We start from the raw sequence: 16,977 nt of genomic DNA, 5'->3' as shown, positions 1-16,977 counted from the left end.
GGTTATGGTGTATTGCGTTTGTGTTTCTTTAATTAACTCATAAGTTGTCGTTATTATATGGTTGCGTGCTGTTGAAATGCTATATAATATAAAAATCAGTTTTTGGTTATCGTTACTCCTTCTTATAAGCTACTACTTTTATAAGAAGATTTATTTTTTTGTTTTATTTTTAAATTATGAGGTGATTTATTTATGTCTGAGAAGTTTGTCCAAACAGTATCGAGTGTTAATTATAACAAAGGTGTTTTCTCTCTCTATTTTGTTGGACAGAATCAGTCCAACATGGCGAACGGTATTATGGCGGAAAGTGATACGGACTTAGAGCTAAAAGAAGTGATTCATATGCCTGCTTCTGGTTTTATGTATATGGTTTCGATGGTTAAGAATATGCTTGAAGATCCTCGTATGAACGAAGAGTTAGAAAAATTAATTGCCGCTGGTTTTCTACCATCACCGAGTGAAGCACCTCAAGAAAACGAGACTGGTATTGAGCCTGCTAAAAAACGAGTGACACGCACGAAAAAATAAAAGGTGGCTTAGCGTATGTTGATTCAACATCACGCGGCGAAACTGGATCGTGCAATGATGCAGAAAATGATGGGTGGGATTCTTCTACTCAGCCAATATTCTCCTCTGCATCAGCGGTATCTTATCAGTGAATGGCAGCAACGGATTATGCCATCATTTGAGTTAAATCAGTTTTGCTATTACGAAGATGAACAAGGACGTCCAATTGCATTTTGTAATTGGGCGTTTTTGTCTGAGCAAGTGAGAGAGTTGCTATTGTCCGGTGAACGAGAAATCGAAGCCGCTGACTGGCGCTCTGGTGATCATATCTACATTCCTGAAATGCTTGCTCCTTTTGGTCACGGACGTCAAATCGTCAATGACTTACGACAGCGTGTTTTTTTGCCGTGGAAAGGGCAAAAAGTGTGTACTGTCCGCGGCAAAATCGACACGCAAAACGACCGCTGTATCCGAAAGGTACAGTGGTTTTCTATTTAATCCGAAATTAGAGTTTATTTTATGGGAAAACCATTTTGGAGAAGTGTTGAATACTTCTTTACAGGGAGCTATACCGCTGACGATGGGGACAATAATATTGTTGCGACTAGTCTTATTGGCGGCGATATTCGAGCTTACGGCGGTGATGATCATATCACCGTCGCTTCAATTACTGCCACAGTTTATACGGGTAGTGGTAATGATACAGTCGTAGGCGGTGCGGCCCATCTAAAGGTAGAGGATTCTATTGGTAACCTTAGTGTAAAAGGTGCGGCTGGGTATGTTGATATCAATAAAAGTGGGGGTGGTGATGTCTCATTTGCCGGCCTTGCTGGTGGAGTTACTATTGACCACTTAGGTAATCGCGGTGACGTAAGTTATGGAGGTGCAGCTGCATACAACGGTATAACCCGTAAAGGTCTAAGTGGTAATGTGACATTTGGTGGTGTTGGTGGTTACAACAGTCTTTGGCATGAAACAAACCAGGGTAACTTATCCTTTACGGGGGCAGGGGCCGGAAACAAACTCGACCGAACTTGGTTCAATAAATACCAGGGTTCACGTGGTGATGTGACATTCGATGGGGGCGGTGCGGCTAACAGCATTAGTTCACGAGTGGAAACTGGCAATATCACTTTCCGTGGTGTTGGTGCCGATAATCATCTGGTTCGAAAAGGTAAAGTTGGAGATATAACCCTACAGGGTGCAGGCGCATCAAATCGAATTGAACGTACACGCCAAGCTAATGACGTTTATGCTGAAACACGAGGGAACGTTACATTTGAAGGGGTTGGAGGGTACAACAGCCTTTACTCTGATGTCGCCCACGGAAATGTCAGTTTTTCCGGGGGGGGAGCCTACAATAATATTACCCGTAAAGGGATAGGTAAAGACTTCGACGGCGAAGGGATGGCGCATGTCAATGCCGATGAAATCGTGCTTACTCAAGCGGTACTAAGTGGAACTTGGATTGGCCAGGATCATCAAGTTACGGGTATAAAATCGACACGTGAGCCGAATACTTATCTGTTTGCTTTCTCGGATTCTAAGTACACCAAAATAAATAAAATTCAGCTGAGTAACGATCCTGAAACTGGAGAGCTTAAGTATTATTCTACCGCTTGGTACAAAGAAGGCGATCATTTAAGTAACTTAACGAGCCAGGATATTTCCTCTGAGAGCGGGTTTAACCCCGTTAAAGTCTATGGCGCATATACGCTGTCGGATTTGAAAGTTGAACACCAGAAAGCGGTGACTATTCACGCCGTTGAAAAAGACCTTACAGAATATGAGTGGGTGACCTACGCTAACGGTGCGGTGATTGATGCTAAAGACGTGTCATTATCTGATGCAAAAATGGGTGGGCATGCTATCTCTTCGGATGGCTCGACTGTCGATGTCAAAGCAGTTAAATCGAATCGAAAAGCAAACACGTACGTCTATGCAAAAGTCTTGGGGTCATACACAAAAATAGTTGTCGTCGAACTTGCAAACGATCCCGATACCGGAGTACTAAGGTATCAAGCTCGTCCTTGGTATAAAGAAGGCGACCACACCCAAAATTTGTCTAGTGAAGATATTTCTTCCGCAAACGGTTACAGCTCTGGGTACAAAAATGGTTACTCGTTGAGTCAGCTACAATACAGCGTTAATACGTTGAGAAGTACCAGTGAAATAGTAGCGGATATTGATGAATACAATGAACAATCATTGTTTAAGTCTGCTAGCGATGGTGGTGAAAGTTCAGGGGACGTTCGGTTCAATGGTGTCGGTGGCGGTAACGTCATCAAATCCAATGTGACACGCGGTAATGTCTACTTTAACGGTGGTGGTCTCGCCAACGTTATCCTTCACAGCTCTAAGTTTGGTGATACCGAATTTGTTGGCGGCGGCGCGGCTAACGTCATTGTTAAAAGTGGCGATGAAGGCGACCTCACTTTCCGTGGTGCTGGTTTAGCTAACGTGCTCGTTCATCAGAGCAAACAAGGGAAAATGGATGTCTACGCAGGCGGTGCGGTCAATGTATTGGTTCGTATTGGTGACGGCGAGTACTTAGCCCACTTACTTGCTTATGGCAATATTTCAGTTCACAAAGGTAACGGTAATAGTCGTTTGACTATGCTAGGCGGCTACAACACGCACACCCAAATTGGGTCTGGCAACGGGTTGTGGTTAGCGGTCGGTGGCTTTAATGTCATGACACAGGTTGGTAAGGGCGACATCGCTTCTGTACTTGTCGGTGGCGCGAATGTCATGACTAAAGTGGGTGACGGTGACCTCACGGCGGGTATGCTTGGTGGCGCCAATATCATTACTCATATTAGCGGTGATGATACGGCCTCAAATACGACCGCAGTCGCACTTGGTGGTGCAAACATCCTAACCAAAAAAGGCAATGGCAATGCGCTTGCCGTTATGGGAGGAGGCGCTAACGTACTTACACATGTTGGTGATGGCTCGACAACTGGCGTCATGGTTGGTGGGGCGAACATTCTAACCAAGGTGGGCGATGGCGATACCACAGGCATTATGTTGGGTATTGGTAACGTACTGACTCATGTTGGCGATGGCCAAACACTTGGCGTAATGGGTGCTGCGGGTAATATCTTCACCAAAGTAGGCGACGGCACTTCAATAGCCGCTATGATCGGCGTAGGCAATATCTTCACTCACGTTGGTGAAGGGAACGCGTGGGCGCTAATGGGCGGCCTAGGCAATGTATTTACCAAGGTTGGTCATGGTGATGCATTAGCGCTTATGGTCGCGGAAGCCAATGTCTTTACGCATATTGGTGACGGCACAACAGTCGCATTAATGATAGCAAAAGGTAATATCGCGACTAAGGTGGGTAATGGTACCTCGATAGCCGCGATGGTAGGTAACGCAAATATATTCACTCAGGTGGGTAATGGCAGCACGTTTACTGCAATGCTTGGCCAAGCCAATATCATGACGAAAGTGGGTAATGACCTAACTGCTGCATTAATGATCGGTAAAGCGAATATCTATACTCACGTTGGTGATGGCACAAGCTTAGGTTTATTTGCTGGCGAACTAAACGTGATGACGAAAGTGGGTAATGGCACAACCTTAGCCGCGATGTTTGGTAAAGCAAACATTATGACTCACGTAGGAGATGGTCTTACTGGCGTACTAGCCCTTGGTGAAGCGAATATCATAACGAAAGTCGGTGATGACTTCATGGGTGTTGTCGCAGCTGCGAAAGCCAACGTCGTGACTCATGTGGGCGATGCAACAACTGCGGCGGTCTTGGCTGGTAAAGGCAATATCCTAACCAAAGTGGGCGAAGGCACCACGGTAGGGTTGTTGATTTCCGATATCGGCAACGTGATGACTCATGTCGGAGATGGCACGACCATTGGTATTGCCAAGGGCAAGGCAAACATCATCACAAAAGTGGGCGATGGATTAGGCGTTAACGTGGCCTGGGGACAAGCAAATATCTTCACTCACGTTGGTGACGGTGATCGATACAACTTCGCCAAAGGTGAAGCGAACATCATCACCAAAATCGGTGATGGCCAAGAAGTTTCTGTGGTTCAAGGTAAGGCGAATGTCATTACTCACGTCGGTAATGGCGATGATTACACGGGAGCTTGGGGCAAAGCGAATATCATTACGAAAGTGGGTGATGGCCGTAATGTTGTTTTAGCGAAAGGTGAAGCGAACATCGTTACTCAAGTGGGTGACGGAGATAGCTTCAACGCACTTTGGAGCAAAGGCAATATCGTCACTAAAGTCGGTGATGGTATGCAGGTCACGGCGGCAAAAGGTAAAGCCAATATTACGACAACCGTGGGTAATGGCCTGAGTGTAACGGCGGCCTATGGTGATGCGAATATCAACACCAAAATTGGTGACGGTATTTCAGTGAACGTTGCATGGGGCAAATATAACGTTAACACCAAAGTGGGTGACGGTCTCAATGTTGCGGTGATGAAAGGCAAAGCAAACGTGAATATTCACGTAGGTGATGGCTTAGGGATTAACGCTTCTTATGCCAGAAATAACGTTGCTATCAAAGTGGGTAACGGTGATTTCTATAGCCTAGCCGTCGCGTCAAGTAACACGAGCAGCAATAAGCTTTCCGCACTGTTTGATAATATTAAACAAACTCTTCTTGGAGTGGGTGGCAGCCAAGCGATTAATTACCTAGTTCAAGGTGATGAAGCTTCTTCATCAGGAATTCAGAAAGGACGAGGTGCTATTTCAACGCCTGAAATCACTAAACTTGATGGTTTCGACTTAGATGAAATCGAAGAAGTGGGTTCCGATCTAGGAGACGGTTTAAGTGGAAGCGTGACCAACGTTGAAACGCCTGATCTCAGCAACATGGAAAATGAACTCAACATCGAAGAATCTTCAAATCAAACGCAAACACCTAACTTGATCGTCAATGGTGATTTTGAGCAAGGTGGTCTGGGATGGGAATCGACTCACGGTGTTGAAGTTGCCTCTTCAAGTAAGGATTATGGCGTAAGTGGTGATGGTCATGGTTCACTTGTTACAGAGCTAGATACTTATACTAATACAAGTCTTTCTCAAGATTTAACGGATTTAGCGGAAGGTGAAGTCATTGCGGTTAGCTTTGATTTTGCAAAACGTGCAGGTATTTCAAGCAACGAAGGCATAGAAGTTCTCTGGAACGGTAATGTTGTATTCTCAACTTCTGGCGATGAAGCAGCTTGGCAACAAAAAACACTTAAGTTGACTGCGAATTCTGGCAGTAACCGAATAGAATTTAAAGGCACAGGCCATGATGATGGGTTGGGCTATGTTTTAGATAATGTTGTGGCGAAATCTGAAACATCACACCAAGCTAATGCTGTTGCCGATAATGCGGAACAAAATCAAGCTGCGCAAAATGCAATGTCTGACAAAGAACGAGCGGAAGCCGATCGTCAACGCTTAGAGCAAGAAAAGCAGAAACAACTTGAAGCCGTATCGGGTTCTCAGGCTCAATTAGAATCCACCGATCAAGAAGCATTAAAGAGCAATGGGCAAGCGCAGCGCGACGCTGTGAACGAAGAGTCTGAAGCGGTAACTAAAGACCTGACGACATTGGCCCAGGGACTTGATGTGCTGGATAACAAAGCGGTTTATGTAGGTGAATCTGGTGAGCATTGGCGCAACCATTTCGCAGACGGTCTTTTAGAGGATGCTCAAACCAAATTAGGTCAGGCTAAAGATGTTGCTGGGGAAAGCATCATCGCTGCGAAAAAAGCGCACGTAGACAACCAAAAAAGTGTCAACGATTCTGTGGCGAAATCAGAAGCAGGCGTTGCGAAAGGCGAACAGAATCGCTCTGGTGCAGAGAAAGATATTGCGAATACTAAAGCCGACGCTGATGCGCGTAAAACAGACGCCACTACGAAAGCTAATGAAGCTAAACAAGCTGAATCGAATGCGAATAATTCAGCTAGAGACGCTGAAGAACGTGGTAATCGTGATGCAAGAAATGCTGAAAACAAAGCGGATCAAGCACAAGCGGATGCGAAAGGTTCAAAGCAGAACGAAGAGGATCGTCCTGATCGTCAAGGTGCTGTGGGCAGTGGACTTTCGGGTAAAGCACGCAGAATAGAAGGTGCAGGCGTCACGGGTAACCATGTGAATGCCAACAACAAGTCAAGCGCCGATGGCCGATTCAGTGAAGGATTGAGCGAGCAAGAGCAAGAAGCGTTAAACGATGCTGTTCAAGCCGTAAACCGACTACAAATCAATGCAGGTATTCGCTCTAAAAATACCGGAAGAGCTATCACTTCCATGTTCACTGAGAGCAATACCGACAGTATCAGAGTTGTAAATCGAGCATCACAAGATGTAAACCGAAAAGATATTCGCATTTCAGGTGTCAATCTTCACGGGCTGGGTGAAGCGGCTGACACTTCTTTAGCTGTAAGAAAAGGCGTAGATGGTTTTGACTTCTCATTGCTTGGCTCTAATGATGCAAGATTTGTCGATTCGACTAAGCGACACATTGGCAAGCTTTTAACGGATTTACCTAGTAAAGAGTTGAAAGTGGTAAGAAGTAACATTCAGTCAATTCAGCGTACCCCATCTGAAAAGAATCTTGCTGCCTTAGAGTTGGCTCTTCACCAGTGGCAGAAAAAAAATCCAAAAGAGTTCGCTCAACGTGGTGAGTTAGTTAAGACACTCCAATTTGAAATGGTGTCGCTGCAAAGCCATATTCAGAGGAACCGTTCGAAGGACGCCAATGTCTTTGGTATTGCAATTGATCCGAAAGCTGTTGAAGCGTTTGAGTCTAAGCTCGTGTTTGACGGTATTGGTCGTGTGGTTGGTTTGGTTGAACCTTTGACCGAGCACGAAATCAATAGCTTAAAGTCGTTCGGAGTGGTTTCACCGACTCTGACGAATTCAACTTCAGAGAGAGATGCGCCAAAAACTGAAAATGAGAGCCTTATTGAATTTATTTATAAGCTAGGTCAGATAGAGACTACTGAAACTTATGCGAATGAAATACATGAGTTAGTAGAGCAAGCTAAAACGCTATGGATGAGCGGAAGTGTGACTCAAGAGAAAGCGGTTAAGCTGTTTAGCGAGGCTCATGAAAAGTTAGCAGAACACCCTAAACTGCAAACGCTGGCAAATAAATTACTGGCTGATGCAAAGAAAGATAAAGCGACAGGTCAATATCTTGATAATTTGTTTGGCCGTCGTTTTGACTCTGAAATAGCTCATGAGTTGGTGAAAACACCGACAGAACAAGCGATTAATACTTCAGTTCAAATCGGAACCAGTTTAGTTAATGATTTTGACGAATGGATACATGGCTTGCTGCCGGATGCGGGAGACGATGTGTTGCGCGCTGAGCGAATCCAGACAAAAATGGAAGCGTTTGCAGAAGAGATCGCTAAAGACAAGCGTCCATGGTTTAGTCGCGTCCCGACCTTAACTCAATTCCTTGAAACACCGAATTATGACAACTTCAAAACTATGATGACACAAGTTGATGATGGTTTCGGTGTTATAAAAGTTCCTTTCCTGGCTGTGAAAATGGCAATTACCCCTGGTTTGGGAATGGAAATGGCCCCGTGGAAAGCTGAAGGGGACCGTTTCTATCGGAATGTTATCACCAAGGCTCGTTCAACTGATGCGGTAATATCATCAGGGGTTGAAGGTGAAAACAAAGTTACCCTTATTGAAAAGAAAACCAGTGATTATGGTACGGCGCTTCAATATCAACCGAAAGGTGATAACTACGATGACTTTATAGAAGGCCGCAGTGTCGCAGATGGTCGAATTCTTACTCCGGGTAAAAAGACAACATTCGAAAGTAATGCCTTGAATAATGGTCTGCCGGTAGTGACGGGCGCGTCGGGTTCAACCAATATCATGACGCACCTGAACCAACATATTGCGAGTAAGAATCCAGGATTCTCTGTTGATCAAGCTTACCTAAACACCTTGTCTTTCTTAGTTTTTGACGGCGGTCACTCAGTCAACGAAAGCCTTGCTGTGTACAAAGCTTTGCAGGAAACGGGAGAGGATCGCAAAAAAGTATTGGAAAGCTACACCGCCAACTATCAGGATCTGATAGACCTAGTTGATGATAGCTCAAAGGGCACAGTGCGCGATGCGCTGGACAAGGCATTGGATAAAACGCTTAAGTTCTACAAAGAGCATGCTAATTCTGCATCAGATGAACCAGGGGAAGTGTTACCAGTTAAGAGGGCGACAAGTGACAAAGTTGCGGATCTTGAATCATTAGGAAAAAAGACCGGATTAAAAGTAGATTTATCTCAAGTATTTACGAAGCAAGAGCTGAAAGATAGAGCGAAAATTTTTGCTAAACCGATTGGTGCTTCTTATCAAAGTATCTTAGACCAAGTTGATTTGGTGCATCATTCCAATGGTCAAGAGCAGATGAGCGCGAGCTTTGAACTTTGCAATAAGATTAACGCTTATTTAGCTGAACATCCAACCTCCGGTCGTAATCATGCACTAACGCAATTGAAAGAACAGGTAAGTACTGAGTTATTTAAAGGGGAAATGAAAGTTACCCAAAAGGCCATTGACGCTATTGCAAAGACACGCCCCGAACTTGCCGCTGACATTTATATGGTGGCGATCGAGGAAGCCAATGGTGAACATGCGGGTCTAACCGAAATGATGGTCCGTTGGGCAAATGAAGACCCGTATTTATCGCCAAAGCAAGGATATAATGGAGAGACTCCGAAGGATTTGGGCTTTGACGCTAAATATCACATCGAACTTGGCGAACATTATTCAGACTTCAAACAATGGTTGGAAAAATCACAGGCGAACGATTTACTAAGCAAAGCTGTCTTGGATGAAGCGACGAAAACTGTCCACTTGGGTTACAGTTACCAAGAGCTTCAAGACTTGACCGGGGTTGAGTCTGTTCAGATGGCTTTCTATTTCTTGAAAGAAGCAGCTAAGTCGTCGGATCGGAGCTCTGGCGATTCAGCTGAAATGATCTTGCTAAAGAAATTCGCAGACAGAAACTATGTTTCTCAAGTTGAAGCCGGTCGAATGGATCAAATTAAAGGTATTTACCACAGTAGTCATGAGACAGATGTTGAGAGCTGGGATCGCCAATATTCTGGTATTGGATACGAAGACCTAAGTAAGAAACTTGCCGAAAAGAAGAATGTCGAAGAGCAGCTTTCTCTACTTCTAAATGACCGTAAAGGTCTTTTAATTGGCGAAGTACATGGCAGCGATGTTAATGGTTTGCGCTTTGTTAATGAGCAAATGGATGTACTCAAGAAGCAAGGTATCACTGTCATTGGTCTAGAGCACCTGCGTTCGGATCTTGCGCAGCCACTGATTGACAATTATCTGGCTACTGGTGTGATGTCCAATGAATTAAGTGCAATGCTCAAAACTAAGCATATAGACGTTACTTTGTTTGAAAATGCACGTTCAAATGGTATGCGCATTGTTGCTCTTGATGCGAATATTACGGCTCGCCCTAACATTCAAGGGACAGAGCATGGGTTGATGTATCGGGCTGGAGCTGCAAATAATATAGCGGTAGACACGTTGCAAAAATTGCCAGCGGGTGAAAAATTTGTTGCTATCTATGGGAGAGCACATTTGCAATCTCACAAAGGCATTGAAGGGTTTGTTCCTGGCATTACCCATCGTTTAGGTTTACCGGCACTTAAAGTGAGTGAAACGAACCAATTCAAGATTGAGAAGGATGATGTGAGTCTACGTGCTGTTTACGAAGATGTCGTGAATAAACCAAAGATTGTTTTCACTAGCTCCTTAAGTGGAGAGGACGGTCATGTTAATAATAAACATGTTGATAGTTGGAAGCGTGTTGAAGTTCTACCTCAAACGGGTGGCGGGGAAACTCGATTTGATGGACAAGTTATTGTTCAAATGGAGAACGACCCTGTGGTGGCTAAAGCTGCGGGGAACTTAGCAGGTAAACATCCTGATAAGAGTGTGGTAGTTCAACTTGATTCAGACGGAAACTATCGAGTGGTGTTTGGTGACCCCTCGAAGCTTGATGGAAAGGTTAGATGGCAATTAGTTGGTCATGGCCGTGGTGATTCAGAAAACAATAATATGCGCATGAGTGGTTATAGTGCTGATGAATTAGCAGTCAAGCTTGCTAAATTGAATCAAGCCTTCAGTGGATCAGGAAGCATCACCACTCAACCTGATCATATTAGCGTCGTGGGCTGTTCTTTAATTAGTGATGACAAACAGAAAGGCTTTGGTAAGCAGCTTATTAAAGCGATGGATATAAATGGAATTCGTAGCGATGTTTCAGTCCGGAGCTCAGAGGTTGCGGTTGACTCAACTGGTCGTAAACACACTCGTGATGCTAATGGCGACTGGGTACAAAAAGCGCCACAACACAAAGTTACATTTAGTTTGGATGCTCAAGGTGAAGTGACGACGAAAGAAGAGCGTATTCGAAATGGCATTGCTGAAGGAAACATTAATCTTTCTCACGTTGGTATGAGCAAGACGGACGAGTCTGTCCGTGGGGCTATTGGTGAAAACAACAATGTTTTTGAGGCACCAGAAAAAAGAAAAATAAATCAAGGAACCTCCTCAACTTCAGGAAACAGCAATCAGCTCAGCTACTCTGGGAACATTCAAGTGAATGTGGGCGATGGCGAGTTTACCGCGGTGAATTGGGGCACATCTAACGTTAGCATTAAAGTGGGCACTGGTGGCTTTAAGTCATTGGCATTTGGTGATAACAATGTGATGGTTCATATCGGTAATGGTCAGAGCAAACACAGCTTCGATATCGGTGGCTATCAGGCTCTGGAAGGTGCGCAGATGTTTATCGGAAATCGCAACGTGAGCTTCAACTTAGGACGAAGCAATGATTTGATTGTGATGCTGGATAAATCGATCCCAACCCCACCACTTGTTAACCCGTTTGATGGGGCCGCTCGTATTTCTGGAGTTCTGCAAGGTATAGCAAATTCGGGCAAAGGCAAAGATTGGGTTTCTGCTCAAAATCAACAGTGGACATTGTCAGGCGCGAAGAAGTTCGTTAAAGATATGTCTGGTTTAGATCAAAGTAGCAGTGTTGACTATGACACTCTTGTGAGTTTGGATTCGCAAAATGGACGTAGTAGCCGAGGTTTGAAGAATGACACTGAAGCTGTTCTGAACAAGAAGTTCAACAAATGGTTAGGTGGTAATGACACCAGTGCAAACAAACTAAGTCGCGCAGATAAGTTTCGTCAAGCGAATGAGAAGTTAGCATTTAACTTCGCTGTTGGTGGTCAAGGTGCGGATATTCAGGTCACGTCGGGCAATTGGAATTTTATGTTTGGTGACAATATCCAGTCTATCCTTGATACCAATCTAGGTTCTTTGTTTGGCTTAATGACACAGCAGTTCTCTGCAACAGGTCAAGCGAAAACAACCTTCACATATAACCCTAAAGATTTACCCCGACAGTTAAAGAATAAACTACTTGGCCAGTTGTCTGGTGTGGGTGCGGATACGACACTTGGGGACATCTTCGGTGTGGATTACACCGCATCTGGGCAAATTCTTGCTCGTAATGGTAAGCCGGTAGACGGGGTTGCAATCCTCAAAGATATGCTGGAAGTGATTGGTGAGTTTAGTGGTGATCAACTTCAAGCTTTCGTCGATCCTACTAAGCTGTTAGACGATTTGAAATCGGGAATTGATATGGGCGCAGATGGCCTTAAGTCGTTCGCAGAAACTCATGGTTTGAAAGAAAAAACGCCAGAAGAGAAAGAGGATAAAGCATCAGTTTCCGTTAATGGGACCAACGTAAATGGTGTTCAAAAAAGTCGCGATGAGGCTACAACGCCTGAAAAAACCCCGAAAAAAGATCGTGCATTTGGTTTTAATTCGTTCAGTCTACCTAACTTGTTTACGACTATCTTTAGCCAAGATAAGCAAAAAGAGATGAAATCGTTGGTAGAAAACCTGAAAGGGAACCTAACGAAAGATCTACTGAATATGAAAGAAAAAACATTCGATTTCTTAAGTAAGAGTGGTCATTTAAAAGGGGATGGTGATGTCCATGTTTCTCTAGGAAACTATAACTTCAACTGGGGCGGTGACGGTAAAGATCTCGGCGCTTATCTAGGCGACAATAATAACTTCTGGGGAGGACGTGGAGACGATGTGTTCTACGCAACGGGAGTCTCCAATATTTTCACCGGCGGTGAAGGCCACGATATGGGCGTTTTAATGGGTCGCGAGAACATGATGTTCGGCGGTGATGGTAATGATACGGCGGTTGTGGCCGGACGCATTAACCACGTCTTTATGGGCGCGGGTGATGATCAATCCTTTGTCTTTGGCGAAGGTGGTGAGATCACCATGGGGGCAGGTAATGACTATGCAGTCACTTCAGGTAACTTCAATCGTGTGGACATGGGAGACGATCAAGACTTTGCTGTAACCATCGGTAATAACAACCAACTTGATCTTGGTGCAGGCAACGACTTTGCGAAAGTCTTTGGCAATTACAACCGAATTGATGCTGGACAAGGAAACGATGAAGTTAAACTGATGGGTTACCATGCTTCGATTAATGCTGGCGAGGGTGAGGATTACTTAATTGCCGCCGCCATCTCAAAATTCAGCACATTAAACGGTGGTGAAGGTAAGGATGTCATGGTGCTTGGGGGTTACCAAAATACGTTCAAAGGCGGTGCTGGCGTAGACAGTTTTGTGGTCAGTGGTGAGGTGATCGATAACGTGGTTGAAGATATTCGCCAAGGTGAAAACATCATCTTCAACGGTATTGATTGGAACCGTTTATGGTTTGAGCGTAGTGGTTATGATCTGAAAATCTCTATGGCACGCCATACTGATACCTCTTCCGATCAAACGCTATTTGATGCGTTAGGTTGTGTGACTTTCAATGATTATTTTGCAAATAATCGAGCCAAACTTATTATCGGTTTAGGTGAAAAAGACGCTCAAGGTGAGCAGGAATATACCTGTTTGACTGATAATGCGTTAGACAATCTCATTCAAGCCATGAGTTCCTTCGCGCCTAAGGTGGGAGAAAGCAACTTTATGGATAGATTAGCTTCTCAGCCTCAGCAAGCGATTATGGCCGCATGGTCGGATGTGAATACCGGGAAGTTTAGCTTGTCGTAATCATGTCTTTCATGGGTTAAAACCAGCCTTTGTGGACGTGTCTGTTTGACAATAGCGCCCATATAAACCTAAAAACGCCTCCTGATTTTATAGAAAACAGGGGGTGTTTTTTTAGGCTCAAATAGGCAAAACCTAGCCGATACTAGCGAATACGAGTAAACTCTTCTCTTTTCATGGAAGAGCCCAGAAGCAATGTTAAAACAAGATCATAGCCAAGCAATACAGCAAAGAATCGATCAAAAAACCAAACCGTTGGGAGCGCTGGGCCAACTTGAGTCATTAGCACACCAGCTCGCCTTAATCCAAAGTCAAAATCAGCCTCAGCCCACTCAGCAGATCACCATTCATAAGCCTACAGTACTGGTCTTTGCTGGCGATCACGGCATTGCAGATGAAGGCATTAGCATTGCGCCAAGCGCGGTGACTCAGCAAATGGTGCTTAACTTTCTGGTGGGTGGTGCGGCCATCAACTGTTTTTGTCGCAGCAATCAAGTCGAGATGAAAGTAATAGATTGCGGGATTTTACTCCCTGTAGAAAGCGACAATCCGCACTTTCTTGTGCAGCGCTTAGGTAGCCGAACGGAGAACTTTGCTCGCCAAGCGGCGATGTCTGTAGAGCAAGTGAAGCAAGGGCTACTGCTAGGCAATCATGCCGTGCAGCAGGTGATCCGTGCGGGGTCCAATATAGTGATGTTTGGTGAAATGGGCATTGGCAATACCAGTAGCGCTTCTGCGATATTAGCGGCGCTTTCTAAACATTCTGTTGAGCAGTGTGTTGGTTACGGCACTGGCATTTCAACACAGCAATATCAGAAAAAAGTACAGCTGGTGAAGCAAGGCGTAACACGCTGCCGTGGTTTGGATCCAGAAACGGTCCTTGCGGAAGTAGGCGGCTTTGAAATTGTGCAAATGGTCGGAGCATTTTTAGGCGCTTACCAGCAGCAAACGCCGATTCTGGTGGATGGATTTATCGTCACGGTAGCCGCGTATGTGGCCACACTTATTGAACCTGATTGCCGCGAGTTGATGATTTTTGCTCATCAGTCCCATGAATCGGGCCATCAACGCGTACTTGAACTGTTAAACGCGACACCACTGCTTAATTTAGGGTTGAGGTTGGGTGAGGGAACGGGTGCTGTATTAGCGCTACCTTTGGTCAAAGCGGCCGCCGAGTTTTACAACACCATGGCCAGTTTTGCCGACGCAGGAGTGACAGTGTAATGCTGCGCGCTTTCGCTTATCAATTAGAGCTGTTCTGGTTGGCGCTGAGTTTCTTCTCGCGCCTTCCTATTCCTAACAATACGCCCTATTGCAGTGAACGAATGAACCGATCTGGGCGCTATTTTTCCTTGGTTGGTCTATTACTCGGCGCGATCTGCGGTGCCATCTACAGTGTGCTGATCCTGATTCTACCGAACGAGGTAAGCATCGCACTGACGATGGTGGCCAGTTTGCTATTAACAGGGGCGTTTCATGAAGATGGCTTAACTGACATGGCGGACGGCATTGGCGGAGGAATGACGGCTGAGCGCCGTTTGAGCATCATGAAAGATAGCCGCATTGGCACTTATGGTGCGGCCAGTTTAGTGATGGCGCTACTGTGTAAGTTTCTCTTTTTAGAGGCGCTACTTGGTTATGGCAACGTATTAATGGTGTGGGTACTAGGCTACAGTTTTAGCCGTGCGATAGCGGCATCGTTGATTTTCGACATGCCGTATGTAAGCGATCTCGATAGCAGCAAAAGTAAGCCGCTAGTCAATAAACAAACCCTTCCAGAGCTCATTTTTCTACTGCTGTGCGGCTTAGCGCCTGCGTTATGGTTTGGTTGGCAGGTAAGCTTAAGTTTGGTATTGGTTGCTGTAGTTTTTCGTATTTTCTTCAAAGCTTGGTTGATGGCGCGTATTGGTGGCTTCACGGGTGATTGCCTTGGCGCTGCACAACAGATTATGGAACTGCTGATCTATCTGCTGCTTATTGTATTCGCTGGGTTGGGTTATTTGAGCATGGGAATGATTGAATAATGGTGCATTTGATTTTGGGTGGCGCGCGTAGCGGTAAGTCTTGTTTCGCTGAACAGGCCGCAAAGCAAGAACACCAAGCCCTGCTAATGCGGCTGCCGCAGGCTCAGCTTAACTATGTTGCCACCGCGATTGCGTTTGATGATGAAATGCAGGCAAGGATTGCTCACCACCAGCAGCAAAGAACGTCGGAATGGCAAGAGCACGAATGCCCTGAACAACTGCCTGAGTTAATTGCCACTTTTTCGGCACATGATGTGGTATTGGTGGACTGCTTAACGCTGTGGCTGAATAATGTTATCTACAACCATGGCCAGCAAGCTCACGAAGCGGAGATAAAAAAGCGAGTCGAGCAACTCTGTTTTGCCGTTGAGCAAACGCCCGCCACTTTGGTTATCGTCGCTAACGAAGTGGGCCTTGGCGTGATCCCGATGGGGGAGATTTCGCGCTTATTTGTCGATAACGCGGGCTGGCTTAACCAAGCGCTAGCCAAGTTAGCAACCCGAGTGAGCTTTATTGCGGCGGGCTTACCGATTGTTTTAAAAGACATCGTTTTAAAAGACAGTGCTCTAAACGACACCGCTTTAAAAGGCTCACTATGATCAATCTCTATTTGATGCGCCACGGTAAAACCGTCGGTCGGCCTGCGCTCAATGGTAAAACAGATGTGCTCGTTGAAGCGCATCGGCAAGAGCAGATCGCTCACACTTTGCTGAGATCCCGTTACTCCTTCTCAAACATCATTACTTCGCCGCTACGCCGTTGCCATGATTTAGCGCAGCAACTGGTTTTACAGCAGCCGAAATTGGATTACCAAATTGAGCCTGATTTCCAAGAAATGGATTTTGGTGACGTCGATGGCGTGGCCTTTGATGAACTGCAATCGATGTGGCCAGTAGTGGAAACTTTGTGGACCAATCCGGCCCAACATCAACTACCGAATGCAGAAAACTTGGCCGATTTTCATCAGCGTGTAACTCGTGCTTGGGAGGCTCAGATTAAAGAGATCAAGCAAGACACTTTAATCATCGCTCATGGTGGAACAATCAGAATGATACTTGCCAATGTTCTAGGCACTGATTGGCAAAACCAATATTGGTATAGTGTGTTGAATATCGACTATCAATCATTAACTCATATCCAAATAGGAAAAGATAACGCTAAGAATGTGAGTGTGAAGAGCATCGGAATTCAAATTTAGCACCGGGTGAGCATGCAGTAGAGTATGGAGTAACTATCAGATTTAATGATAGAATTCCCGGCAATTAACGCCGGCCTCTGGTTAAGCGTATTTTGTATAAGGTATTGAGACGATCGTTGA

The 16,977-nt window shown here is 45.1% G+C and carries 7 protein-coding genes; all 7 read left to right on the top strand.

Annotation, left to right across the window (positions count from 1 at the left end):
• Positions 1–192: 192 nt before the first annotated feature.
• The 7 genes from EXZ60_RS03475 to EXZ60_RS03445 all read left to right on the top strand — a co-directional run bounded on the left by EXZ60_RS03475 (position 193) and on the right by EXZ60_RS03445 (position 16,857).
• Positions 193–528: a hypothetical protein gene (locus EXZ60_RS03475; RefSeq protein WP_277435288.1), complete on the top strand. Its 336-nt coding sequence runs from the start codon at positions 193–195 to the stop codon at positions 526–528.
• Between the two features lie 15 nt (positions 529–543).
• Complete coding sequence (gene rtxC, locus EXZ60_RS03470; protein ID WP_017044044.1) at positions 544–1,005, top strand: RTX toxin-activating lysine-acyltransferase RtxC; 462 nt, start codon at positions 544–546, stop codon at positions 1,003–1,005.
• A gap of 21 nt (positions 1,006–1,026) precedes the next feature.
• Positions 1,027–13,638, top strand: a complete 12,612-nt coding sequence (gene rtxA / locus EXZ60_RS03465; protein ID WP_277435287.1) for an MARTX multifunctional-autoprocessing repeats-in-toxin holotoxin RtxA — start codon at positions 1,027–1,029, stop codon at positions 13,636–13,638.
• Positions 13,639–13,830: 192 nt separating this feature from the next.
• Entirely contained in the window at positions 13,831–14,859 is a 1,029-nt protein-coding gene (cobT, locus tag EXZ60_RS03460) for a nicotinate-nucleotide--dimethylbenzimidazole phosphoribosyltransferase (protein WP_277435286.1), read from the top strand.
• Complete coding sequence (locus EXZ60_RS03455) at positions 14,859–15,659, top strand: adenosylcobinamide-GDP ribazoletransferase (RefSeq protein ID WP_277435285.1); 801 nt, start codon at positions 14,859–14,861, stop codon at positions 15,657–15,659. The genes cobT and EXZ60_RS03455 overlap by 1 nt, the downstream gene beginning before the upstream one ends.
• Positions 15,659–16,258: a bifunctional adenosylcobinamide kinase/adenosylcobinamide-phosphate guanylyltransferase gene (cobU, locus tag EXZ60_RS03450; protein WP_094133604.1), complete on the top strand. Its 600-nt coding sequence runs from the start codon at positions 15,659–15,661 to the stop codon at positions 16,256–16,258. The genes EXZ60_RS03455 and cobU overlap by 1 nt, the downstream gene beginning before the upstream one ends.
• On the top strand, positions 16,255–16,857 hold the full coding sequence (locus tag EXZ60_RS03445; protein WP_088732562.1) for a histidine phosphatase family protein: 603 nt from the start codon (positions 16,255–16,257) through the stop codon (positions 16,855–16,857). The genes cobU and EXZ60_RS03445 overlap by 4 nt, the downstream gene beginning before the upstream one ends.
• The last annotated feature ends 120 nt before the right edge of the window (positions 16,858–16,977 follow it).

Origin of the sequence: Vibrio sp. 1151_11 (assembly GCF_029478525.1) — a bacterium.
Lineage (GTDB): Bacteria > Pseudomonadota > Gammaproteobacteria > Enterobacterales > Vibrionaceae > Vibrio > Vibrio anguillarum.
The sequence above is the reverse complement of the archived record's forward strand: the minus strand, read 5'-3'. Positions and strand labels throughout refer to the sequence as shown.